Origin of the sequence: Pseudoalteromonas sp. HL-AS1, assembly GCF_031198785.1 — a bacterium.
Taxonomy (GTDB): domain Bacteria; phylum Pseudomonadota; class Gammaproteobacteria; order Enterobacterales; family Alteromonadaceae; genus Pseudoalteromonas; species Pseudoalteromonas distincta.
The window spans coordinates 2,337,926-2,360,922 of record NZ_CP133569.1; the positions used below are offsets into that span (position 1 = coordinate 2,337,926).

General features: G+C 39.8%; 21 protein-coding genes, 4 tRNA genes and 1 pseudogene. 17 read left to right on the forward strand and 9 right to left on the reverse strand.

The window, feature by feature from the left end; genetic code table 11:
* Positions 1-44 precede the first annotated feature (44 nt).
* On the reverse strand, positions 45-494 hold the full coding sequence (locus RB214_RS10830) for an isoprenylcysteine carboxylmethyltransferase family protein (protein WP_309166806.1): 450 nt from the start codon (positions 492-494) through the stop codon (positions 45-47).
* A gap of 198 nt (positions 495-692) precedes the next feature.
* On the opposite strand from RB214_RS10830, the gene RB214_RS10835 reads away from it, so the two are divergent.
* On the forward strand, positions 693-935 hold the full coding sequence (locus RB214_RS10835; RefSeq protein ID WP_010553668.1) for a hypothetical protein: 243 nt from the start codon (positions 693-695) through the stop codon (positions 933-935).
* 4 nt (positions 936-939) lie between these two features.
* On the opposite strand, the gene RB214_RS10840 is transcribed toward RB214_RS10835, so the two are convergent.
* From RB214_RS10840 to RB214_RS10860, 5 genes are all read right to left on the reverse strand, one after another.
* Positions 940-1,962, reverse strand: coding sequence for a hypothetical protein (locus RB214_RS10840; RefSeq protein ID WP_309166812.1), 1,023 nt, complete (start codon positions 1,960-1,962; stop codon positions 940-942).
* 101 nt (positions 1,963-2,063) lie between these two features.
* Positions 2,064-2,744, reverse strand: coding sequence for a tRNA (adenine(22)-N(1))-methyltransferase TrmK (locus RB214_RS10845; protein ID WP_309166814.1), 681 nt, complete (start codon positions 2,742-2,744; stop codon positions 2,064-2,066).
* Positions 2,745-3,683, reverse strand: a complete 939-nt coding sequence (locus RB214_RS10850) for a class I SAM-dependent methyltransferase (RefSeq protein WP_309166816.1) — start codon at positions 3,681-3,683, stop codon at positions 2,745-2,747. It lies immediately after the preceding gene.
* A 2-nt stretch (positions 3,684-3,685) separates the two neighbouring features.
* Complete coding sequence (gene uvrB / locus RB214_RS10855; RefSeq protein WP_039487290.1) at positions 3,686-5,680, reverse strand: excinuclease ABC subunit UvrB; 1,995 nt, start codon at positions 5,678-5,680, stop codon at positions 3,686-3,688.
* Positions 5,677-7,056 carry an MATE family efflux transporter gene (locus tag RB214_RS10860; protein ID WP_138489356.1) on the reverse strand — a complete coding sequence of 460 codons (1,380 nt, stop codon included), beginning with the start codon at positions 7,054-7,056 and terminating at the stop codon, positions 5,677-5,679. Before RB214_RS10860 ends, uvrB begins: the two co-directional genes overlap by 4 nt.
* A gap of 1,052 nt (positions 7,057-8,108) precedes the next feature.
* On the opposite strand from RB214_RS10860, the gene RB214_RS10865 reads away from it, so the two are divergent.
* The 16 genes and pseudogenes from RB214_RS10865 (at position 8,109) to RB214_RS10940 (ending at position 20,864) form a co-directional block, all read left to right on the forward strand.
* Positions 8,109-8,185 (forward strand) — tRNA-Asn (locus tag RB214_RS10865).
* A 21-nt stretch (positions 8,186-8,206) separates the two neighbouring features.
* Positions 8,207-8,283: transfer RNA gene (locus tag RB214_RS10870), tRNA-Asn, on the forward strand.
* Positions 8,284-8,304: 21 nt separating this feature from the next.
* Positions 8,305-8,381 (forward strand) — tRNA-Asn (locus RB214_RS10875).
* Between the two features lie 26 nt (positions 8,382-8,407).
* Positions 8,408-8,484 (forward strand) — tRNA-Asn (locus RB214_RS10880).
* 148 nt (positions 8,485-8,632) lie between these two features.
* On the forward strand, positions 8,633-10,576 hold the full coding sequence (locus tag RB214_RS10885; protein ID WP_309166820.1) for a GGDEF domain-containing protein: 1,944 nt from the start codon (positions 8,633-8,635) through the stop codon (positions 10,574-10,576).
* Between the two features lie 208 nt (positions 10,577-10,784).
* Positions 10,785-11,366, forward strand: a complete 582-nt coding sequence (rsxA, locus tag RB214_RS10890; RefSeq protein WP_008134172.1) for an electron transport complex subunit RsxA — start codon at positions 10,785-10,787, stop codon at positions 11,364-11,366.
* 1 nt (position 11,367) lies between these two features.
* On the forward strand, positions 11,368-11,922 hold the full coding sequence (gene rsxB, locus RB214_RS10895; protein ID WP_002960333.1) for an electron transport complex subunit RsxB: 555 nt from the start codon (positions 11,368-11,370) through the stop codon (positions 11,920-11,922).
* 8 nt (positions 11,923-11,930) lie between these two features.
* A complete protein-coding gene (gene rsxC / locus RB214_RS10900) occupies positions 11,931-14,474 on the forward strand; it encodes an electron transport complex subunit RsxC (RefSeq protein ID WP_309166833.1) in 2,544 nt (847 codons plus the stop codon).
* The gene (gene rsxD, locus RB214_RS10905) at positions 14,471-15,529 is read left to right on the forward strand and encodes an electron transport complex subunit RsxD (RefSeq protein WP_165744042.1); all 1,059 of its coding nucleotides are present in this window, start codon (positions 14,471-14,473) and stop codon (positions 15,527-15,529) included. Before rsxC ends, rsxD begins: the two co-directional genes overlap by 4 nt.
* Positions 15,526-16,167 carry an electron transport complex subunit RsxG gene (gene rsxG / locus RB214_RS10910; RefSeq protein ID WP_149602385.1) on the forward strand — a complete coding sequence of 214 codons (642 nt, stop codon included), beginning with the start codon at positions 15,526-15,528 and terminating at the stop codon, positions 16,165-16,167. Before rsxD ends, rsxG begins: the two co-directional genes overlap by 4 nt.
* Positions 16,164-16,862, forward strand: coding sequence for an electron transport complex subunit E (locus tag RB214_RS10915; RefSeq protein ID WP_024595474.1), 699 nt, complete (start codon positions 16,164-16,166; stop codon positions 16,860-16,862). Before rsxG ends, RB214_RS10915 begins: the two co-directional genes overlap by 4 nt.
* Before the next feature lie 49 nt (positions 16,863-16,911).
* Positions 16,912-17,543: pseudogene (gene nth / locus RB214_RS10920) on the forward strand (endonuclease III).
* Positions 17,544-17,610: 67 nt separating this feature from the next.
* Positions 17,611-17,862 carry a type II toxin-antitoxin system HicA family toxin gene (locus RB214_RS10925; protein ID WP_182682108.1) on the forward strand — a complete coding sequence of 84 codons (252 nt, stop codon included), beginning with the start codon at positions 17,611-17,613 and terminating at the stop codon, positions 17,860-17,862.
* Positions 17,852-18,325 carry a type II toxin-antitoxin system HicB family antitoxin gene (locus RB214_RS10930; RefSeq protein ID WP_182682107.1) on the forward strand — a complete coding sequence of 158 codons (474 nt, stop codon included), beginning with the start codon at positions 17,852-17,854 and terminating at the stop codon, positions 18,323-18,325. Before RB214_RS10925 ends, RB214_RS10930 begins: the two co-directional genes overlap by 11 nt.
* Positions 18,309-18,737 (forward strand): hypothetical protein, encoded by a 429-nt coding sequence (locus RB214_RS10935; protein WP_182682106.1) that lies wholly within the window; start codon positions 18,309-18,311, stop codon positions 18,735-18,737. The genes RB214_RS10930 and RB214_RS10935 overlap by 17 nt, the downstream gene beginning before the upstream one ends.
* Positions 18,738-18,953: 216 nt before the next feature.
* The gene (locus RB214_RS10940; RefSeq protein WP_309166839.1) at positions 18,954-20,864 is read left to right on the forward strand and encodes an aminotransferase class V-fold PLP-dependent enzyme; all 1,911 of its coding nucleotides are present in this window, start codon (positions 18,954-18,956) and stop codon (positions 20,862-20,864) included.
* Between the two features lie 538 nt (positions 20,865-21,402).
* On the opposite strand, the gene RB214_RS10945 is transcribed toward RB214_RS10940, so the two are convergent.
* Genes RB214_RS10945 through RB214_RS10955 form a run of 3 tightly spaced genes read right to left on the reverse strand, consistent with a single transcriptional unit; the run spans position 21,403 to position 22,929 of the window.
* On the reverse strand, positions 21,403-21,852 hold the full coding sequence (locus RB214_RS10945) for a flavodoxin (RefSeq protein WP_309166841.1): 450 nt from the start codon (positions 21,850-21,852) through the stop codon (positions 21,403-21,405).
* On the reverse strand, positions 21,852-22,616 hold the full coding sequence (gene truC / locus RB214_RS10950) for a tRNA pseudouridine(65) synthase TruC (protein WP_309166844.1): 765 nt from the start codon (positions 22,614-22,616) through the stop codon (positions 21,852-21,854). The genes RB214_RS10945 and truC overlap by 1 nt, the downstream gene beginning before the upstream one ends.
* Positions 22,609-22,929 carry a YqcC family protein gene (locus RB214_RS10955; protein ID WP_024604125.1) on the reverse strand — a complete coding sequence of 107 codons (321 nt, stop codon included), beginning with the start codon at positions 22,927-22,929 and terminating at the stop codon, positions 22,609-22,611. The genes truC and RB214_RS10955 overlap by 8 nt, the downstream gene beginning before the upstream one ends.
* Between the last annotated feature and the right edge of the window lie 68 nt (positions 22,930-22,997).

Genomic DNA, 22,997 nt, shown 5'->3' on the forward strand with positions numbered 1-22,997 from the left:
CGATAGCCTTTTTTGTTTGTCAGGTTTTAAGGCAATGGTATTGATTAAAGCCAGCGTTTTACGCGCGCTTTATAGGCGGTAAACTCTTCACCAAATAATTTAGTGAGCGCACGCTCCTCGGGTATTATTTGAAAAAACGTTAAATACGCAATAAACCCGATAATACATAAAAGCGCCCACAAGGAACTTAACCAAACACCCCACCCTGCTAAAATAAATGCAAAACCTACGTACATTGGGTTACGCGAAATTTTATAAATGCTGCTCGTAATAAGTTTTGATGCTTGCTCAGGTTTATTAGGATTTACTGTGGTGTTTGCTATTTTAAAGCTCGCTACCCCTGCAATACAAAAAACACACCCAATAATGACCAAACTTGCTGCTAGGTAGGTAATAAATGCGGTGAAATCAATAACACTGTAATGCGCAATAAGCGCCATTATGCCTGCAAAAAACAGCACAACGATAACCGGTGGAATTTTATTATTTAACATGGCAACTCACTGTATTGGCTAAATTATGTTTATTATAGTAGCCATTAAACAATATCTAAAGTGTATAAATGATGAACACGCTCAAAGCTGAACTTAAATAAAATATACAAATTAAGTTACAATTGTCAGCTTTATCAAAAGCACTTAAAGGTTATACTTTAGCCATAAACGAATAATAAAATGATAAGGAATGAGGTTATGTCTGGAACTACGATGATTGTACTTATTGTGCTAATTTCGGTTGGCTCAGGAGTAGTTTACGATATGTATAAAAAGCACCTTGAGTTTAAGCATAAAATGCAAAACAACAACAGCGATGCCCATAAACAATTAGCTGAAACAAACGCACAAGTGCTTGCATTAAAAGAGCGTGTACAAACACTTGAGGCTATTGTTACTGATTCAAGCTTTAACGTTAAAGATGAAATTAATAAACTTTAAGTTGTTATAAGTAATTTGGATATAAATGCGCATTTTCTGGCTGCTCAATGCCGTGAGCAGCTAAAAACCCACCAATAGCTTGCCCGCAGCCCTGTGGTGCTCGCCCACTGTCTATCTCAAAATTTAACTGATTAGCATGTTGCTTACCCATAGAGCAAAGCCCTACTGTACTTGGCGAGCGCATAGCGATACTTAGGTTACCTATTTGTTCAACCACTACGTGCTTGCTAAAACGGGCAAAACCTTTGTATTTAAACTGCTCGTTTACGTAGTCATTACTTGTGGCCACCAATGCCGCAATTAAGCTATGTAAAAAACTATTAGCGGATGAGTCTGCTGTTAGAAACGCAATTGTTTTTTTATTAAACTCGCTAAGCTGGCAATCCTCACACAACAGCTCAACAGTATATAAATGTTGCTCGGCTACTTGCTGCTGACTTTTAAGCTCAATGCTTTTTCCTGCAAATACAATGCGTTTAAGCACTTCATCAACGTTACTTGTAACCGCTTCGCTTTTAACAAGTTCAGGGTTTTGCGCCATTACCGGTAAGTCGTGATGGTTATTAAATGGCGTGCTTGTTGCGCCGCTTTGCATTAACTGAAAAAGCTCTCTTACTTCATGTTCACGCGCAACTTTTAACGCTAAAAATGCGGTTTGAATAAGCTCTGAAGTAGGTAAGTTTTCCTCTACTATCCAGCGTCTGCCAAATAATAGTTTTTTAGCTTTGACTTCATTAGTAGATGCGCTTTTTTGGTAGTTATCAGGGCTCAGCACTGCTACTTGCAGGTAAATTTCTTCACCTTTTTGTGCAGCGAGCACTCTAAAGTGAGCCGAAAACTCAATACTCTCAAGTACTTCGTTTACGCTTTGAAGCGTGTGCTTGTAACGTAAAAAATGCTGTGGCACCACCCAATTACTATTAGCCAATTGCACAAGGGGTGCATAAGAAATAGGTTGCTCGTAACTGTGTTGCCATTTTTGCTCATTGCTAAGCAAATGATTAATGTGACTCTTGTTATCTGACATAAATAAACCAAATAAACTCGCGTAGTGCGATATAAACTATGAACACATTACGTCGTCAATGTCGTAATTAGATCACATATACGCCCTACTTTTGGGCTTTTTTAACTATCGGTGAGTTCTTGATAGTCTGTTATAACTTTTTGATAGTATGGCTTATCTTTATTGAGTATTTTATTATAATGATTTATGAGTTGTCGTTGGTACATAGCGTGCTCTGTACTAGCAAAGTCCCACATTTTGTTGCCGGTATGGCTAATCTCATTATTGGTACTAAAGCTCACTTCAATCACTTCATAAAAACGTTTGTTGTCGTAAACTATTTGTTCACTTATAAGCCCTAAACCAAGTTGTTTTAAACCCACTCGCAACTTATAAGTGTGATGCACTGGGCATAAAATAAACCGAACATTATTTAAATGCTCCACTGCGTTATTAGCAATAATTTGTTGTACTAAACTTAACAACAGCTCACCGCCAACACCTGCTATTACAACTACTTGGCTTTTACTTTGAGCAATTTCTATTTTGCCTACATCCTGACATAAGACCTGCCACTGCGGATTTTTATCACAGGTTTTTTGTAATTTATTAATAGATGATAATTGCGCTTCTAAGCCGTTCATTAAAGTGGCGACTATATCTACAAAAATAACGTGGTTTGCAGCTGCGCGTTTTAATAGCGCCATGCCTAAATAACCATGGTCGCAGCAACAATCCCAAATAATATCGTGATGCTGCGAAATTAATTTATCAATGGCAGTTAGGCGTTTACTGAGCTTCATTTAAGCAGGTATTTGTGACGTTTTATAGACAAGCGCTTTTAAACTTTTGTCGCTGTCTACTTCAATAAAACGCTCGGTGGGGGCTAGGCGCTCAACAAATTCAATTGCGCCTTGGGTGTTCTCGTTTATTAATGCTTTAAATGCATCTTCGCTAAGCTCTGGACTATTCGCACACAATAATAATTGTGTGCTATCGCAAAGTAGCTCTGGCAACCTGCGCAGCACTTTTTGATAGTCTTTAGTTAATATAAAGCTGCCTTTTTGAAAGCTTGGCGGATCAACTATTATTAAATCAAACGGGGCTGCTTTTTTTAGTTTTCCAAAAGATTTTAAAATATCGTGGGGTAAAAAACTTACGCCGCGCTCAAAACCATTTAGTTGATGGTTTTGCTTGCCGACTTTAAGCACGCCTTTGCTCATATCCATGTTCATCACATGATCTGCCCCACCTTGCATGGCGGCAAGCGAAAACCCACATGTATACGAAAACAAATTAAGCACTTTGCCATGCTTGCTGTTAGCCATTACAAATTCACGGCCGCTGCGCATATCGGGAAATATTCCGGTATTTTGGCGGCTCTGTAAATCAACCAAAAAGCGAATGCCGTTTTCGGTTACAACATGTGGGTTAGGTAATTGCCCATAAACCACGGTATTTTGGCTTTGCACGCCAGCGCGTTGCTGATACACAAGTGAAGTAATAAGCTCAGGCTGATTTTGTTGCGCCCATTGCCACACAACATTAGTGAGCTCGCTTAGTGTTTGCTCGTCAATTTCGTCGTACGAAACCAAAAATAAACTTGGCGGGTAAAAGTCTAAATTAATATGACTTAATGCTTCGACGCTGTGGCCTCGGCCATGAAAAACACGACACAGTTCATTTTTTAAAATTGGCGCGTTTTCAAGCGCAGTAATAAGAGGTGTAAAGTTTGCTGTCATTTTTAATTAATCAACTGTTGTTGTAGTTCATGTATTTCATCGCGAACAGAGCCCGCTTTTTCAAATTCTAGGTCGCTTGCGTATGCATGCATTTTGGTTTCAAGCTGCTTAATTTGCACGGCAATTTCTTTCGCACTAAGAACCTTTTTAGACTCTTTACGAATAAGTTTAAGGTTGTCTTTAGGAGCCGCTTCCTCGCCTACATCCATTACATCAAGTATTTTTTTAGCCAGAGCATGAGGCTCTATGCCGTGCTCAACGTTGTATGCATGCTGAATTTCGCGCCTGCGTGCTGTTTCGTCCATGGCTTTTGCCATTGATTTTGTAATTCTGTCGCCATATAAAATAGCGCGGCCATCTAGGTGACGCGCAGCACGGCCAATGGTTTGTATCAGCGAGCGAGCTGAGCGTAAAAAGCCCTCTTTGTCAGCATCAAGTATGGCAACAAGTGCCACTTCTGGCATATCAAGGCCTTCTCGCAGTAAGTTAATGCCCACTAACACGTCAAACACACCTGCTCGTAAGTCACGAATTATTTCTACGCGCTCAACGGTATCAATGTCTGAATGTAAGTAACGTACTTTAACATTATGCTCGCTTAGGTAGTCAGTTAAATCCTCAGACATACGTTTAGTAAGTGTAGTTACCAGTACGCGTTCGCCCTTCTCCACACTTTTGTATATTTCTGAGAGTAAATCATCAACCTGATCGCCCACAGGACGTACTTCTATAAGTGGGTCGAGCAACCCTGTTGGGCGAATTACTTGCTCTGCAATTTCGCCCGCGCAACGCTCTAACTCAAAGTCGCCAGGCGTTGCCGATACATAAATAGTTTGTGGTGCTATGGCTTCAAATTCTTCAAAGCGCAGTGGCCTATTATCCATTGCGGAGGGCATTCTAAAACCATACTCAACAAGGTTTTCTTTACGGCTTCTGTCGCCTTTATACATTGCGCCAATTTGCGATACGGTTACATGCGATTCATCAATAATCATTAATGCGTCATCAGGTAGGTAATCAAGCAATGTTGGCGGTGGGTCGCCTGGCGTACGCCCAGATAAATAGCGGCTGTAGTTTTCTATACCCGAGCAATAACCAAGCTCGGTCATCATTTCTATATCGTATTGCGTTCGCTGTGCTACACGTTGCTCTTCTACTAACTTGTTTGCACTGAGTAACTGGGCGCGTCGCTCTTTTAGTTCTTCTTTTATTTTTTCGATAGCGCCAAGTATTTTTTCACGCGGGGTAACATAGTGCGTTTTAGGATAAATAGTAGCGCGCACTATGTGCTTTTCAATTGCACCGGTAAGCGGGTCAAAAATACTTAAGCGTTCTATTTCATCATCAAACATTTCTACACGTACAGCAAAAGTGTCTGATTCTGCTGGGAATATGTCAACTACTTCGCCACGTACACGGTATGTACCTCGGCTAAAATCTATATCATTGCGGGTATATTGTATTTCAGCAAGGCGGCGTAGCATGTCGCGTTGATCTACTTTTTCGCCCACTTTTAAAAGTAGCATCATTTTCATGTACGATTTAGGGTCACCCAAACCATAAATAGCCGATACCGATGCCACAATAATGGTGTCGCGACGCTCAAGCAATGCTTTGGTCGCACTTAAACGCATTTGCTCTATGTGCTCATTTATCGAAGCATCTTTTTCAATAAATGTGTCGCTAGATACAACATAGGCTTCTGGCTGGTAGTAATCATAATACGATACAAAGTATTCAACCGCGTTTTTAGGAAAAAACTCTTTCATCTCGCCGTATAGCTGCGCAGCCAATGTTTTATTGTGCGCCATTATTATTGTTGGACGGTTTAAATCGCTAATAATATTGGCCATGGTAAAGGTTTTACCGGTACCGGTGGCACCTAATAACGTTTGGTGTGCAAGCCCCGCTTCTAAACCTTCGCATAGCTGTTTAATGGCGGTAGGCTGATCGCCTGCTGGTTTGAAATGTGATTTTAACTGAAAATGGTCGCTCAATTATTGCACTCCTGTAACGATTCGCCGCTCAGCGCTTCTAGTTTTTTCATAAACCATTTATATGCCACTATTGCTGTAAATAAATTACCTATGGCAGCGCCTATAAATAACCCTAATAATCCGGCTATTTCGTTGCCGATATAAGCAAATGGTACATAAAATATGAATAAACGAATAACGCTTAGTACCAATGCGTTCATTGGTTTGTGTAAAGCATTAAACGATGAGTTTGATAATATGATCACCCCTTGTAAGCCATAGCTTAGTGGGATGGTATAAATAAAGAGCTTAATTACATCTATTACGGCTTGTTCTTTACCAAATAATTGGCTTATAACACCTGAAAATGCAATTAGTAATACGTAAATGGCAAATTGCCATACCATCACAAATTTTAGTGTGCCGGTATACGCTTCTTTAACACGGCATAATTTGCCAGCCCCAAAGTTTTGACTCACAAATGGCGGTAATGTCATCGATAGCGCAAGCACTAAAATACTTGCAATAGATTCTATCCGGCTTCCTACTCCAAATGCGGCCACGGCTTCTGGCCCATGATGCGCTACTAAGGCGGTCATTACAGCCATTGCAACGGGTGTAAGCATGTTTGCACCTGCAGCAGGTAAACCAATTTTTAATATTTTACGAATAGCGCCAGTTACAGTTTGCTTGCCCGCTTTGAGACTCAACAAACGTTTTTTAACCGCTAATATATATAAAATAATAACCACAGCGACCGACCATGCAACAACACTTGCTATGGCAGCGCCTTGAATTCCTAACGCGGGTACCGGCCCAAAGCCAAATATAAGTATTGGGTCAAGTACGGCGTTTATCAGCCCGGCTCCGCCCATTACTATACTTGGCGTTTTGGTATCACCGCTGGCACGCAGTACCGAATTACCAATCATTGGGGTTATTAAAAATACGCTACCGATAAACCATACATTCATGTATTCGTGTATTAACGGCAATACTTGCGCGCCCGCTCCTAGCAAAGTAAATATGGGGTCAATTAGTAAATATCCAACAGATGACAACACAATAACCAGAACCACACCAACCATTAAAGAAATACTGGCATCAAAACGTGCTTCATCAATTTTATTACTGCCGAGCGCTTTCGCTATTACTGCTGATGTACCGATCCCCAGCCCTATTGCTAAGCTGATAACGGTAAAAGTAACCGGAAATGTAAAGCTCACGGCAGCTAGTGGTTCGGTGCCAAGTAAGCTTATAAAAAAGGTGTCTACAATATTGAACATCATTAGTGTGATCATGCCGAATATCATCGGTATGGTCATCGTCTTTAATGTAGGCAAGATAGGATCGTTTAGTAAATCTGGGCGAGTCTGAGATTTTGAAATTGCGCGCATGAAATAAATAGGCCTCTTTTTACTGAACGAATCATTTTAAAGCATCAAGGCAGTTCAAGCCACGGATTTATCACTACAATTGATGTAATTACGGAAGTAAATATTCTAAAAAATAGTAAAACTTGATTTTTACATCTTTTTGTTAAAATAGAGCCTAAACACGCCAAAAAACAATTAAAACACATTTTTATAACTTTTATTACAAACACCCTGTGTTATCTGATGCTTTTTTACACAAAGCAACTACTTGGTTTATCGTTACGAAAAAATTCATTCATGGAGTTACATCTATTAGCCACCAAAACATAACCTACTGTTTTACAATGAATAAAAAATAGTGATTTAAAAGCTTGAAATCGTTGTAGCACCCTAAAACATTGGTGCCGATGATGTTCTTAAAGTTTCATAAACAGAGTTATCCACAGAAACCGTGGATAACTCATTCAAAGCCGCATTTATAAAGGCCTTGAGAGACTCGCAATTTTCGCTGAGGTCCAATCAATTGTTGATTTGCTAATTGTGGCATTTTTATAAACTCACACTGAAAACGCAAGCTTGCCGATTTTTCTTCTTAACATAGTTATACGTTAGTAAATAAAAAACGTTTAATACAAAGTTAAGTTATTGATTGTTCTATTTTTGAGCGAAGATAATAAATGCTCAATTTATAGATCAAAATTGGATCACTATTAAGGGGAAAAATACTTTAATGACTATTCGTGCAGGTATATTTTTAGAAAATTAAAATAAAAAAGTAAATAAATACGAAGAATACCCCAAAGTAAAAAATGAAATTTTATGTTTTTGAGTTGTTTTTTAATTACAAGTGGCTTTAATGGCGTGTTTAATTTAACCAATTTAAAGACTCAACAATAATAAAACTCGCATTAGTATTCTTAAATTCTCAAAAAAATAGCTTTAATAGAGCTATAAATCACGCAGATCGAACACAAAAACAACGAATAAACCTCTTTTTTCAATTTATGACTTTTATATGTTGACACTTTGCGGCTCCATCATTAATATTTCGCCCCGTTGAAAGGCAAGACGCTTCCCCCTTAGCTCAGTTGGTTAGAGCGACGGACTGTTAATCCGCAGGTCCCCCGTTCGAGTCGGGGAGGGGGAGCCAAGTTTTTCAACCATAAACGATTCCCCCTTAGCTCAGTTGGTTAGAGCGACGGACTGTTAATCCGCAGGTCCCCCGTTCGAGTCGGGGAGGGGGAGCCAAGTTTATGTTTATGATATAGTTCCCCCTTAGCTCAGTTGGTTAGAGCGACGGACTGTTAATCCGCAGGTCCCCCGTTCGAGTCGGGGAGGGGGAGCCAAATCATCATAATATCAGTACTTTAGTTCCCCCTTAGCTCAGTTGGTTAGAGCGACGGACTGTTAATCCGCAGGTCCCCCGTTCGAGTCGGGGAGGGGGAGCCAATTCTAAGAATTTCATAGACATTTCAAGCTATTTCCACTACTCTTCCTTATATAACTAAAGCATTAGTTTAATTCTTTAATGCGCTGTACTTAGTTTATTAATCAAGGACTTGATTCCTTCCCTTTTGATTATTAAAAGACTGAAAACATGGCTGGATTTAAAAAACTTATTTTTATACAAATTATCTCTTGGTTATTGTGTGTTGCAGCAGGAAGCTACTTCATATCTATAAGCTTTGATACTGCGGTAAGTGATGCACAAAAAAATGCACAAACAACTGTTACTAAGTATATTAATGACCTTTCTTTAGACGATATTTCTGCTCAAAATTTAAAACAATCAATTGCAGATGGTAATACGTTTTCAAGCTTTACTCTAAGAGATTACCAAGGTGCTGAAGTATTTAGCATTAACCCCCCTACTCAATTACCAATGTTTGCTGATTTTGTACTCTCTAACTTTAACTCTGTACGCCCACAGTTTGCTGTAAACGATGCCGCAGATATAAAAGTTGAATTTGTACTTAACATTGAGCATTTAGCGTCGCAGCTACAAACGTCCCTTTTTATTGTTATTTTGATTTCTGCTATTTTAGTTATTATTCCAATAATTCTAATGAAATCTATTTTTTACCATTTAAATAAAAATATAAGTACAACAGTTGCTGACATTATCGATATTTATATCAATCAAAACCAACTTGATAATGATTTAGAAGCAGCATTAGATGGCACTCGATTGAAAAAAATGGGAAAAGATTTAGTACCTAGTTTTAATCGGTTATCACATTTTTTAAAAAACAAAAACGAAGACATTCAAAGCGCTGCTATGACTATCAAGCATGAAGCGTACAAAGATGTAATTACCTCGCTTGGTAATCGTAATATGTTTGTTGAGTATTACGAAAAAAATATTGAAAACACTGAGCAAAGTACATTTGGCTCTTTAGCTATGGTTCGTTGTAGCGAACTACAAGCTATAAACCAAAGCCGTGGTTATCAAAAAGGTGACGAGTACGTTAAAGGCGTTGCTGATATTATTAAGCACATAAGCGGCACTTACACGGGTAGCCAAGTATTTAGATTAAACAGCTCTGATTTTGCGGTAGTACTCCCCCACATTCCTTTAAAAGAAGCTGAGCGCTTTGGTGAAAACCTGCAATCGCGTTTCACGCAGTACCAACAAAACCAAGAGTTAAGCTCGGTAGCTAATACAGGTATTGTAGGTTACGAAAAAGGTAAGCCGTTAGGCGAACTGCTTTCTGTTGTTGATAACGCGATGAGTATGGCGCAATCAAAACAGGTAAACGCATGGCACGTACAACGTGAAACTGATTTAGTTAATAATGTGAGTGCAGGTTTTGGTAATCAAAACTGGCGTAAGGTTATTAAGGAAGTTATTGAATCTAAGCGTGTGCATTTAGTGATGCAAAACATTATGCCGCTTGGTAAAAGCATAAAAGCCTACGCTGAAGTACAAGTTCGATTTAAAACAGAAGACAATCAGGTACTGCCTACCGCCTCTTTTTTAGCAATGGCCGAAAAGCTTGATATGGCAATAGAAATTGATCGCTTAATCATCGACTCTTCTCTTGAAAAAGTTAAAAGCCGTAATTTATCTGAAAAGTTTTTTGGTTTAAACGTAACAGCCTCTAGTGCACACAACGATCAGTTTGTAATTTGGCTAGAACGCCGATTATTAAAAGATACGCACATTGCATCTAAACTAGTATTTGAAGTTAGCGAGTTTGGTTTACAACAAAACATCAAAGCTAGTAAACGCTTTATCGACATGGTTCACCGCGTTGGTGCACGCGTAACTGTTGAACGTTTTGGTGTTGGCTTAACATCATTTAAATTTTTCCGCGATTTAAAACCTGACTTTATTAAAATGGATGCAAGTTACACTCGCGGCCTTGAAGACGATAAAAACAATCAGTACTTTATGCGCTTAATGGTTGATTTAGCCCACCGTATTGGTGTTAGCGTATTTGCTGAAGGCGTTGAGAGCCAAGAAGAAAAGCACATTATAGAAACTTTGTGTTTAGATGGTGTGCAAGGTTATTACATAGAAAAACCTAAAGACATCTAATCAGGTTTTCAATTAATACAAAAAAGAGCATTCGTTGCTCTTTTTTTGTTTCTACTATTTTATCCTTACATCAAGATCACATTAATTTTACAGCCTTGTGATCAATATGTTTGTCCTGACGTTTATTTAACTGATAACAGCTCGCAAATGTTGTTTATCGAGGCAGAAAAAAGGATAATACGCAGGACTTTAATAGCGTGAGGCACACATGACAGAATATGTCTTGTTATTGATTGGAACCGTTCTGGTCAATAACTTTGTATTAGTACAATTTTTAGGCTTATGTCCGTTTATGGGCGTATCAGGTAAGCTTGATACAGCGATTGGTATGTCTTTGGCAACCACGTTTGTGCTTACGCTTGCCTCTGTAACTAGCTATTTAGTTAATCAATATATTTTAATCCCTCTGGATATCGAATTTTTGCGTACCATGAGCTTTATTTTAGTGATTGCTGTTGTAGTGCAATTTACCGAAATGGTTGTGCGAAAAACCAGCCCTACCCTATATCGCTTACTTGGCATATTTTTACCGCTGATCACCACTAACTGTGCGGTATTAGGTGTGGCTTTATTAAATATCAAAGAAGATCATTCGTTTTTACAATCTGCAGTATATGGTTTTGGTGCTGCTGTTGGTTTTTCTTTAGTGCTTGTATTGTTTGCAGCACTACGCGAACGCTTAGCTGCTGCTGACGTTCCTACGCCTTTTAAAGGCGCCTCCATTGCAATGATCACCGCAGGCTTAATGTCGATGGCGTTTATGGGTTTTACTGGATTAGTGAAGTTTTAATATGACCTTGTTTTATGCCTTGATAGCGATTGGTTCGCTAGCACTCGTTTTTGGACTTATTTTAGGGTTTGCAGCAATACGCTTTCGTGTTGAAGGCAACCCTATTGTTGAACAAATTGATACTATTTTGCCACAAACTCAATGCGGACAATGTGGCTACCCGGGTTGTCGCCCTTACGCTGAAGCCATAGCTAATGGCGATGAAATAAATAAATGCCCACCGGGCGGTGAATCAACCATGAAAAAGCTTGCCGGCTTAATGGGGGTTGATGAAAAACCACTTGCCGGTGGTGAGCAAGCAGAACCTATAAAAACAGTGGCTTATATTCGCGAAGACGAATGTATTGGTTGTACCAAATGTATTCAAGCCTGCCCAGTTGACGCTATTTTAGGCGCAACTCGTCAAATGCATACTGTATTAATTGATGAATGTACTGGCTGTGATTTATGTGTTGAGCCTTGCCCTGTAGATTGCATTGATATGCTACCTGTAGCCGAAACTAAACAAAACTGGAAATGGCAGCTAGACGCTATTCCTGTTACACAAATAGATTAGAGGTTTGAGTGGACAAGTTACTTGAACAAATAAAAAAAGGCACCGTGTGGGCATTTCCTGGCGGCATACACCCACCACAACAAAAGTCACTCTCCAATAGTGCGAGTATCACTCGCCTACCTTTGCCCGACAAACTCATTGTTGCGCTTAAGCAGCACATAGGTGCAAACGGTAAGTTACTTGTAGAAAAAGGCCAACACGTATTAAAAGGCCAACCATTAACAGCGCCTGCTGCTAACTGGTCGGTACCTGTGCATGCGCCAAGCTCTGGTGTGGTTACTGATATTGCACCTATGCCATCAGCACACCCATCGGCCCTGCCTGAACTAAGTGTTATTATTGAACCAGACGGCAAAGACGAATGGGTAGCTCTAAATAAAAATAAAAATCCTGCTGAGCTTAGTCATGACGAGCTGATAAATATTATTCATCAAGCCGGTATTAGCGGTATGGGTGGTGCTGGTTTTCCTACTTATGTAAAAGCAGATACCAAGCAACCTATCGAATTTTTAATTGTAAATGCTGTTGAGTGCGAACCTTATATTACTGCCGATGACGTTTTAATGCGCGAACACGCTAAAGAAGTTATCCAAGGCATTGAAATAATGCAGCAACTTTTAAACCCAACACTGTGCATTGTGGGTATAGAAGATAACAAGCCTGAAGCTATTGCAGCAATGAAGCAAGCAGCTGAGCATAACTCAAAAATTATTATTCAAACGGTGCCAACTATTTATCCATCTGGCGGTGAAAAGCAATTAATTAAATTACTTACTAACCGTGAAGTTCCTAGCATTGGTATTCCAGCCGATATTGGTATTTTAGTGCATAACACGGGTACTTTGTTTGCCGTACAACAAGCCGTTTATGAAGGTAAACCGCTAATTGAACGTATAGTTACAGTAACAGGCAACACTATTCATAAACCTGGAAATGTATGGGCACTACTTGGTACTGAAATAAAGCACTTACTTGATTGCCAAGGGTTCTCGCCTGTACCTCAACAAAGTGTTGTGATGGGCGGCCCAATGATGGGCTTTACGCTACCCACAGTACGTATCGGCATAGTTAAAACAACCAACTGTATTTTAGCGCCTGATCATAAAGAGCTAGCGGAACCCGGCCCTGAAAAAGCCTGTATACGTTGTAGCGCCTGTGCCGATGCCTGCCCTGCTTCTTTATTACCACAACAATTGCAGTGGTTTGCTAAATCAAAAGAGTACGACAAACTACAAGAGCACAATTTATTTGATTGTATTGAATGTGGTGCTTGTGCATACGTGTGCCCAAGCGAAATCCCTCTTGTACAGTACTACCGTATAGCCAAAGTTGAAATTAAAGAACAACAAGCTGACAAAATTAAAGCTGACAGAGCAAAAGAGCGTTTTGACGCCCGAAAAGAACGTTTAGAGCGTGAGCAAGAAGAACGCCAAAACCGCCATAAACGCAAACCTGCTGCTAAGTCTGCTGACGAAAAACAAAAAGTAGCTGAGGCACTAGCCCGTGTTAAAAATAAATCAGATAACGGCGATGAAAAATCAGCTGTTGCTGCCGCTATTGCACGCGCTAAAGCTAAAAAGCAACAAGGCGAAGAACTAGAGCCAGATAACAGCGAAGTAGCAAAAGAACGCGCACTACGTAAAGAACAAGCGCGTAAATATAAAGAGCAAAAATCTCAAACAGATGAATCGGCCGAGACTGCACCCGTTGATGATAAAAAATCAGCAGTTGCTGCAGCCATTGCTCGCGCTAAAGCCAAAAAGGCAGCACAAGCAAATGAAGAGCCACAAAACGATGCCCCTGCTGATGATAAAAAGTCAGCGGTAGCTGCTGCCATTGCTCGTGCTAAAGCCAAAAAGGCAGCACAAGCATTAGATAACGCTGAACAATCAACAAATGAAGCACCACAAAGCGATGCCCCTGTTGATGATAAAAAAGCAGCGGTAGCGGCGGCCATAGCTCGCGCTAAAGCTAAAAAAGCGGCTAAAGCACTAGAAGATCCTGAGCAACCCGTGAGTGAAGCGCCACAAAGCGATGTCCCTGTTGATGATAAAAAAGCAGCGGTAGCGGCGGCCATTGCGCGCGCTAAAGCAAAAAAAGCGGCTAAAGCATTAGATGGCGCTGAGCAAACCGTGAGTGAAGAGCCACAAAGTGATGCCCCTGTTGATGATAAAAAAGCAGCGGTAGCGGCGGCCATAGCTCGTGCTAAAGCTAAAAAAGCAGCTAAAGCATTAGAAGAAGCCGAGCAAACCACAAGTGAAGAACCACAAACTGATGCCCCTGTTGATGACAAAAAAGCAGCGGTAGCGGCGGCTATTGCCCGCGCTAAAGCTAAAAAAGCAGCTAAAGCACTAGAAGATACCGAGCAAACTCAGCTACAAGTTGATAGCGCAGCACCTAAGAGTGCAGAAAGTAACACCGATGACTCATCAGATCTTATTAACGCAGATAAACCTAAATCAGCCGACGATAAGAAAAAAGCCGCCGTGGCTGCTGCAATTGCGAGAGCAAAAGCTAAAAAGTTACAAAAAGAAGGAAATAATCAGTCATGAAACTAACCATGGCCAGTTCACCGCATAATCACAGCCACAAATCGTTAACGCGATTAATGCTTAGCGTTATTGCTGCGTGTATTCCTGGGCTAATTGCTCAAGTTTTCTTTTTTGGTACAGGTGTGCTTATTCAACTAGTACTAGCGCTTGTTGCTGTAAGCATATTTGAAGCTGCAATAATGCTAATACGAAAGCGCCCTGTTTGGCCTGCATTAAGTGATGGCAGTGCGTGGCTTACTGCCGTGTTATTGGCATTGAGTATTCCACCACTTGCCCCTTGGTGGATAATCGTGATTGGCTGTTTATTTTCTATTGTTATAGTTAAACAGCTTTATGGCGGCCTCGGGTTTAACTTATTCAATCCAGCAATGGCGGCTTATGTACTGCTGTTAGTTTCGTTTCCGGTGCAAATGACCGCATGGTTGCCTGTTAGCGATTTAATAAATACGCCAATAGGCTTTGCTGATCAGCTAAGGCTAATATTTACCGATTTTACGGCCTCTGGGTTTAGTCTAGATCAAGTACGTGCAGGGGTTGATGGCCTAACAATGGCAACACCGCTGGATACTGTTAAGACAGACATAGCACACGGTTTAACCGTTACCGAAAGCATGCAAAAGCCAATATTTAACGAATGGGCTGGCCTTGGTTGGGCCTGGGTTAACTTAGGCTTTTTAGCCGGTGGTTTATACTTATTAAAAGCAAAAATAATTAACTGGCATATTCCTGTCAGTTTTATCGCAACTTTAGCTGTATGTAGTGCTATTGGTTATATCGCATCACCAGGTACAGAGCCGGGCACCCTATTTCACTTATTAAGTGGTGCCACTATGATGGGAGCCTTTTTTATAGCAACCGATCCGGTATCTGCAGCAACAACTAACAAAGGGCGCTTAATTTATGGCGCACTAATTGGCTTACTAATTTATTTAATTCGTACCTTTGGTGGTTTTCCTGATGCCATCGCATTTAGCGTATTACTGATTAATATTGCAGTGCCACTAATAGACTACTACACACAGCCACGTACTTATGGCCATGGAGCAGTAAAATGATCATTTCGTCAATGGCTAAAAATGGTGCTATTTTAACTGCGTTTGCATTAGCAACAACTGGCTTAGTTGCCTCTATCAACGCGCTTACTGCCGATAAGATTGCAGAGCAAGAACAACTGCAACTTACTGCGCAGCTACAAGAAGTGCTCGACCCAAAATCGTACGACAATCAATTATCACAAGATTGCGTAGTTATTACTGACGAAAAACTAGGCCCATACGCAAATCAAGTAATTTACCGTGCTCGTAAAAACAATAAACCAGTCGCTGTTGTTATTAGGCATGTTACGCCAAACGGCTACAGTGGCGATATTAACTTATTAACAGCGGTATTAAGCGATGGCACTATTGCTGGCGTCCGTACGACTAAACACGAAGAAACCCCTGGTTTAGGTGACAAAGTAGAAGTTAAAAAATCACTTTGGATCACAACATTTAAAAGCTTAACGGTTGAAGGCGAAGAAGACGCTCGCTGGGCTGTTAAAAAAGATGGCGGCCAGTTTGATCAATTTACAGGCGCGACCATAACGCCACGTGCTGTTGTGGGCTCTGTTAAAAATGCCGTATTATTCGCACAAACTAATTTTGATGATATTTTTGCAGCACCTAATGCCGAATGTATGGAGGTAGCTAAATGAGTGAGTTAAAAACATTATACAAAGAAGGTGTATGGGTAAATAACCCTGCCCTTGTACAGCTTTTAGGTTTATGTCCACTGCTTGCCGTTACCTCAACGGTAACAAATGCCTTAGGTTTAGGTTTAGCAACTTTACTCGTACTAATAGGCTCAAATGTTACCGTATCGATTGTGCGTAACTGGGTGCCAAAAGATATTCGTATACCTGTATTTGTAATGATCATCGCGGGCTTTGTAACAATAGTTCAATTACTTATGAACGCTTATACCTTTGGTTTATATCAATCATTGGGAATTTTTATCCCGTTGATTGTAACTAACTGCGCCATTATTGGCCGCGCCGAAGCATACGCCTCTAAAAATCCTGTTCATTTATCAGCATTTGACGGCTTAATGATGGGCTTAGGCTTTATGGCTGTATTGTTAGTGTTAGGAGCTATGCGTGAACTCATTGGCCAAGGTACGCTGTTTGACGGAGCCGATTTATTACTTGGCCCATGGGCACAGAGCATGCGCATAGAAGTATTTAACTTTGATAACCAATTTTTACTGGCAATTTTACCACCGGGTGCCTTTTTAGGGCTTGGGCTACTTATTGCTGCAAAAAACGTAATTGACGCACAAATAAAATCAAAACAAGTTGCACCGCCAGAGGCTGAAAAAGGTCCTCGAGCACGTGTTACTAGCTTAACTTAAGGGGAAAACGTATTAGAGCAACAATTAGCACTAATACGTTTTAAGTTGCATGAATAAAGAAAAACGTCACCAAATACTGTCGCGCCTGCGCGACGATAACCCGCACCCAGTTACAGAGCTTGAATATTCAAGCCCATTTGAGTTACTAGTAGCAGTAACTCTTTCAGCACAAGCAACTGATGTAGGCGTTAATAAAGCCACTCGAAAGTTGTTCCCTGTTGCTAATACACCACAAGCCATTTTAGATTTAGGTCACGATACACTGCGTGATTATATAAAAACCATAGGCTTATTTAACTCTAAAGCTGCCAACGTGTACAAAATGTGCCAAATATTGGTAGATGAACATAACAGCATCGTGCCAGAAAATCGTGAAGCCCTAGAAGCCCTACCAGGCGTTGGCCGTAAAACCGCTAATGTTGTACTCAACACAGCCTTTGGCTGGCCTGTAATAGCCGTAGATACACATATATTTCGTGTATCTAATCGTACAAAGCTTGCCATGGGTAAAGATGTTGTCGCTGTAGAACAAAGCTTGAAAAGGTTGTACCAAAAGAATTTAAAGTAGACGTACATCACTGGTTGATTCTTCACGGACGTTACACCTGCGTAGCACGTAAACCTAAATGTGGCAGCTGTATTATTGAAGACTTGTGTGAGTTTAAAGATAAGACTGAATAAAAATGAACTAATTGACATATTTTGCAACTAATATATAGTTGCACCCTCAGGAATGGACATCTATATTATGGGTAAACAAGAAAAGTTAATCGCAAAATTATTAACCAAGCCTAAAACATTTATTTGGAAAGATTTGTGCTCAATTATGGAAGGTTTAGGCTTTGAAATTCTTGAAGGGAGTGGTTCTAGGAGAAAATTTATTAATAAAGAAATGAGCCTTTATGCCAGCTGGCATGAGCCTCATCCTGGAAATGAAGTGAAACAGTATGTCATTAAAGAAGCAATTCAGTTAATAAAGGATTATCGTAATGAGCAATAAATCCATATCATATAAAGGCTATTTAGCTTCAATTGATTTTTCAATTGAAGATGAGTGTCTTGTAGGACGTATCGAGCATATCAGGGATAGTATTGTTTTTGGTGCAGATACTTTACCTGAATTAATCAATGAGTTTCATAACTCTGTTGATGATTACCTAGACACTTGTAAAATCCTAGGAAAAGAACCTGATAAACCTTTTAAAGGGTCATTCAATATTCGAGTTACGCCCCTGCTTCATAAAGAAGCAGCATATGCCGCAACAGCATGCGGAGAAACATTAAACCAATACGTATCAAAGTCTATTGAAAATAGGTTATCTAATACTACCAATATTAATTTAACAATTAATTCAGCTGCTGAAGTAAAAGAGTTAACTAGATTACCTATTCATGCAGATATGGATTGGCTTAGGTCTACTCACACAACGTTGAAAGGTGAAAATAATGTTAGAAGCCATTAATCTTGCAGGAAAAAAAATATCCTCTTTTGTTTTCAAAGAATCTGAGCAAATCGAAAGTTTAAACGTAGCTAACAGTGATGGCTTTGTAACTATCGAGCTTTCTATACCAAAAATTACTGCGGTCAAAGATGAAATATATGAAGTATCTTATTTTATTACTGTAAAAGGTTATATTAATAACGATGGTAGTGACACAATAGATGAGTGTGATGACAAAACCGAATTATTTAACTTCAGTTCAGAATTTTCTTTAGCGTACCATTCTAAGTATGATTTAGGGCAATTCCAAAAGCTTCATGATGGTAATGAGTGGTACTTTGAAAAAGATGCTCATTTTTATATGAATGAATACATAAATAAATTTTTAATGGATACACGGTTTAGAAGTATTAAAATCCCTCTTCAACCATAAAGTACCTCTTGGCCGCTTTATGTGGCCACTACAAGTTTCAAACCCCACACCGCAATTAAATATCATCTAGATTGAACTAATTTTAATCCTAAAATTTCAACAGCCGTATCAATGAAATAGAATAATTATTAGAACATTATCAAAGTATTAATTTCACAAGTTACACTCCTTTGGTTATGCTAGTGAGCATTATAAAATTATATTGCGAAACCCTCTATGCTACCTCTACTTCGTATCTTGATAATTGAACAAGACCCAACCACCTTACAAGGGCTTTCAACGAATCTGTCAAAGACTATTCCTAACTTTGAGCGAGACGATATTCATATCGATATTATTGAATGCCTCGAGCTTAAACACGCGCTGGAATGTGTAGAGGAAGATGGTGATATTCAAGCCGTAGTTCTTAGCTGGGATATGCACAACAAAGTGGGTGAGCGAATGTATAGTCGCTTTATCGAGGATTTAAAGGCAATTCGTCTTGAGTTACCGGTTTATGTTATTGGCGACGACACCAAAGGGCTGGAGATCGTAAACGAATCAGAAGAAATCGAATCATTCTTTTTTAAAGATGAAGTGATTTCTGACCCAGAAGCTATTTTAGGTTATATGATTAACGATTTTGACGACCGCTCTGAAACGCCATTTTGGACGGCGTATCGTCGTTACGTTGGTGAAGCAAACGACTCTTGGCATACACCGGGTCATAGTGGGGGTTCTAGCTTTAGAAACTCACCTTACATCAAAGATTTTTATCAGTTTTACGGCCGCAATGTATTTGTTGGCGACCTGTCGGTTTCGGTAGACTCGCTAGGTTCATTATCAGACAGCACCAATACCATTGGTCGCGCTCAAGAATCAGCCGCGGCGACGTTTGAAGTTAAACACACCTACTTTGTTACAAATGGTTCGTCTACCTCAAATAAAATCATCTTGCAGACACTCCTGCGCAAGGGCGATAAAGTAATTGTCGACCGTAATTGCCATAAGTCAGTACACTATGGCATCTTGCAATCAGCCAGTTACCCTATTTATTTGGCGAGTATCTTAAATCCAAAATATGGCATTTTCGCGCCACCGTCGTTGGCCGACATCAAGTTAGCAATTGAAAACAATACTGATGCTAAATTACTAGTGCTTACCGGTTGTACTTACGATGGCTTACTTAGCGACCTAAAACAAGTCGTCGATTATGCTCATCAATATGGTATTAAAGTATTTATAGATGAAGCCTGGTTTGCATACTCTTTGTTTCATCCTAGCTTTCGTCATTATTCTGCGATACATGCAGGGGCTGACTACATTACGCATTCGGCGCATAAAGTTGTATCGGCGTTTTCTCAAGCGTCTTATATTCATATTAACGACCCCGATTTTGATGCCGATTTCTTTCGAGAGATTTATAGTATCTACGCTAGTACATCGCCTAAATATCAGCTTATTGCATCGCTTGACGTGTGCCAAAAGCAATTAGAGATGGAAGGCTATAAGCTGCTCAATGCGCTGCTAAATCATGTTGAGGAGTTTAAACAACAGATGGCCTCGCTTAAGCAAATTAAAGTATTAGCTAAGCAAGACTTTATGGAAATATTCCCGCATTTTAGTGGTGATAATATGGGTCACGATCCATTAAAAATCCTTATTGATATTAGTGAGCTACCTTACTCATTAAAAGATATTCATAAATACTTACTGGATGAAATTGGGCTAGAGATAGAAAAATACACACACAGCACCATTTTAGTTTTACTCACGCTTGGCGGCACGCGCTCAAAAATAATTCGTTTGTACAATGCGTTGAAAAAGCTAGACAGCGGTAAGGTAAAACTATCGAAATCGACGCGCAGAGCTCGCTTGCCTGAAAATTTACCAGCCATCGACTTGGCGTGTATTCCAAGCGATGCTTTTTATGGCGACCGCGAATCTGTGCCTATTAGCAAAAGTAACAATCGCATTTGTGCCGGTTTAGTTACTCCATATCCACCGGGCATTCCGCTTTTAGTACCGGGCCAGCATATTACTAATGATCATATCGAATATTTGCAAGAGTTGGCAAGCCAAGGGCTAACAATTCAAGGCAGTTTCGATGGTGAAATTTATGTTCTTAAGGGAAAAGTTAAAAAATAAAGGTATTGGTTTAATACTATCGCGAGCATTATTACTGGCGGTAGTATCGTAAGATATTGCCGCTGTATTGCTGCTTCATTAAATCGACTAATCAAGTAATCCCCAATTAAATATTCACTTTCATTTTAATGTCCCTAATTGCCTTGTGTGGTGGTCAACTAAATTTGGTCATGTATAAATGTATAGAGGTCGTTGAGCAAAAGCTTGATACCAAAAGCATTTAATAAATATCCATCATTAGCTAATACTACATTGGCCTATATCTGAGTGACACGTAAACCGAAGTCTGGAAATTGTATAATCGAAGATTTAGTAAGCTTAAAGATAGAACTGATTAAGCGTTATTAGAAAACTCGATAATATGCTACTTCACATAAGTGTGTTTTAAATAAAAATAGAGATGGAGTGAAAAATTGTTTGGAGTCAGTGGTTTTATATGCTCAAAGAAGACTGGCTCTTAAAATAAAAACGCCTAATAAATTATTTCAGACGTTTTTATTCAATTATTTTCCCCTATACTCAGGCAGGATAATAAAAATTAAGCAGGTAGTTTTTCTAGCCATACTTTTAACCAAGGCTCGGTTACTGGCCATGGTTCAAAATCTTCACATGCATCTATTTCTAGGCGGTTGCCCACAGGCTTTGCTTGTAAATCACGAAGTAGCTCGTCAAAGCTTCGCCCTGCGCCACAAAATGTATCGCCGTAACATCTGTCCCCCATTGCAATTACACCAAATGGTTTATCGGTAAGCATTGGGAAAGTGCTATTCATTGCAAAGTACAATCCGGCCAAATTACTCGGTACATCACCTTGGCCTGTTGTGGAGGTAACAATTAAAATATGCGATGCATTTTTTATATCATCAAGTGATGCTTCAGTAATTACTTTAGCAGTATGACCCGCTTGCTCTATTGTGGCTGCAACTTCATCGCTTAAACGCTCTGCACCGCCATTAACGCTGCCTACAAAAATACTAATATGTGCCATTAATAATCCTTTTCTTGCTCTGGCCAACCTAGCTGCTTACATATTTCAAGCATGTCTTCACCTAGTGGCGCTTTAATTGTTATTGATTCATTACTATAAGGGTGCACAAAACTAAGCTCTGTTGCAAATAACATTAAGCGTCTTAGCTCAAAATGATCCCTAAAAAATTGATTATGCTGGTTATCACCGTGATTTACATCCCCAATGATAGGCAGTGATAAGTGCTTTAAGTGTCTACGAATTTGATGCTTGCGCCCGGTTTTTGGAAAACACTCAACTAACGAGTAACGCACTGTTGGATACTTACCTATAGGAATAGGCAATGCAGCTTGGTGCAAGCAATTAAACTGGGTTTGCGCTTCTTGCGGTGCTTTACCTTGATCTGCAAACTTATCGGCTATTTTATCAAGTTCTTCTTTAAGTGGTTTATCTAAAAATACTGACTCTGGCGCAAAGCCGCGCACTAAGGCCAAATAGCGCTTAGCAATAGTACCTTCAATAAATAGCTGGTTTATATCGCGAGCAGCTTCCGAGCTCAATGCAAACAGTAATACGCCCGACGTAGGTCTATCGAGCCTATGTACTGGAAATACATGTTGACCTAGCTGGTCGCGCAACATTTGCATAGCAAACTGGGTTTCGTGTTTATCTAAAAACGAGCGATGCACTAATAAACCTGAAGGCTTATTTATTGCCACATAGTTTTCATCTTGATACAAAATAGTCAGCTCGCCATATTCAATAGGCGCTAGACGCTCACTCATTCGGTTCTCCTAAAAAGGTATCAAGGGCTGTTAGTAATTCAATAATTTCATCGCTTCCGGCTTTATTCACAAGTGTCATTTGCGCCATAGGGGCAATAGCAAAGTTACGCGGCAGTGGTTGCCTATGTGTTATTAATTGCTGTATTTTTTCAATAAATACAAATTGTAACCACTGCTCAAATGCCATTGTATCGTGACAAAAAGGGGTCTTTGAAAGCAGTGCCTCAGCGTCTATTGGCTCACTTTGCCAAAGCGCGTGTTTTTGTAAAAGTGCCGTTAGCTGCACTAAATAAGTTTGGGTTTGCTGGTACATAACCACCCTCTTTTATATATGTAATGCAATTATACCCTGTTCCCTCACAAGCGGCTATGACGTATAAT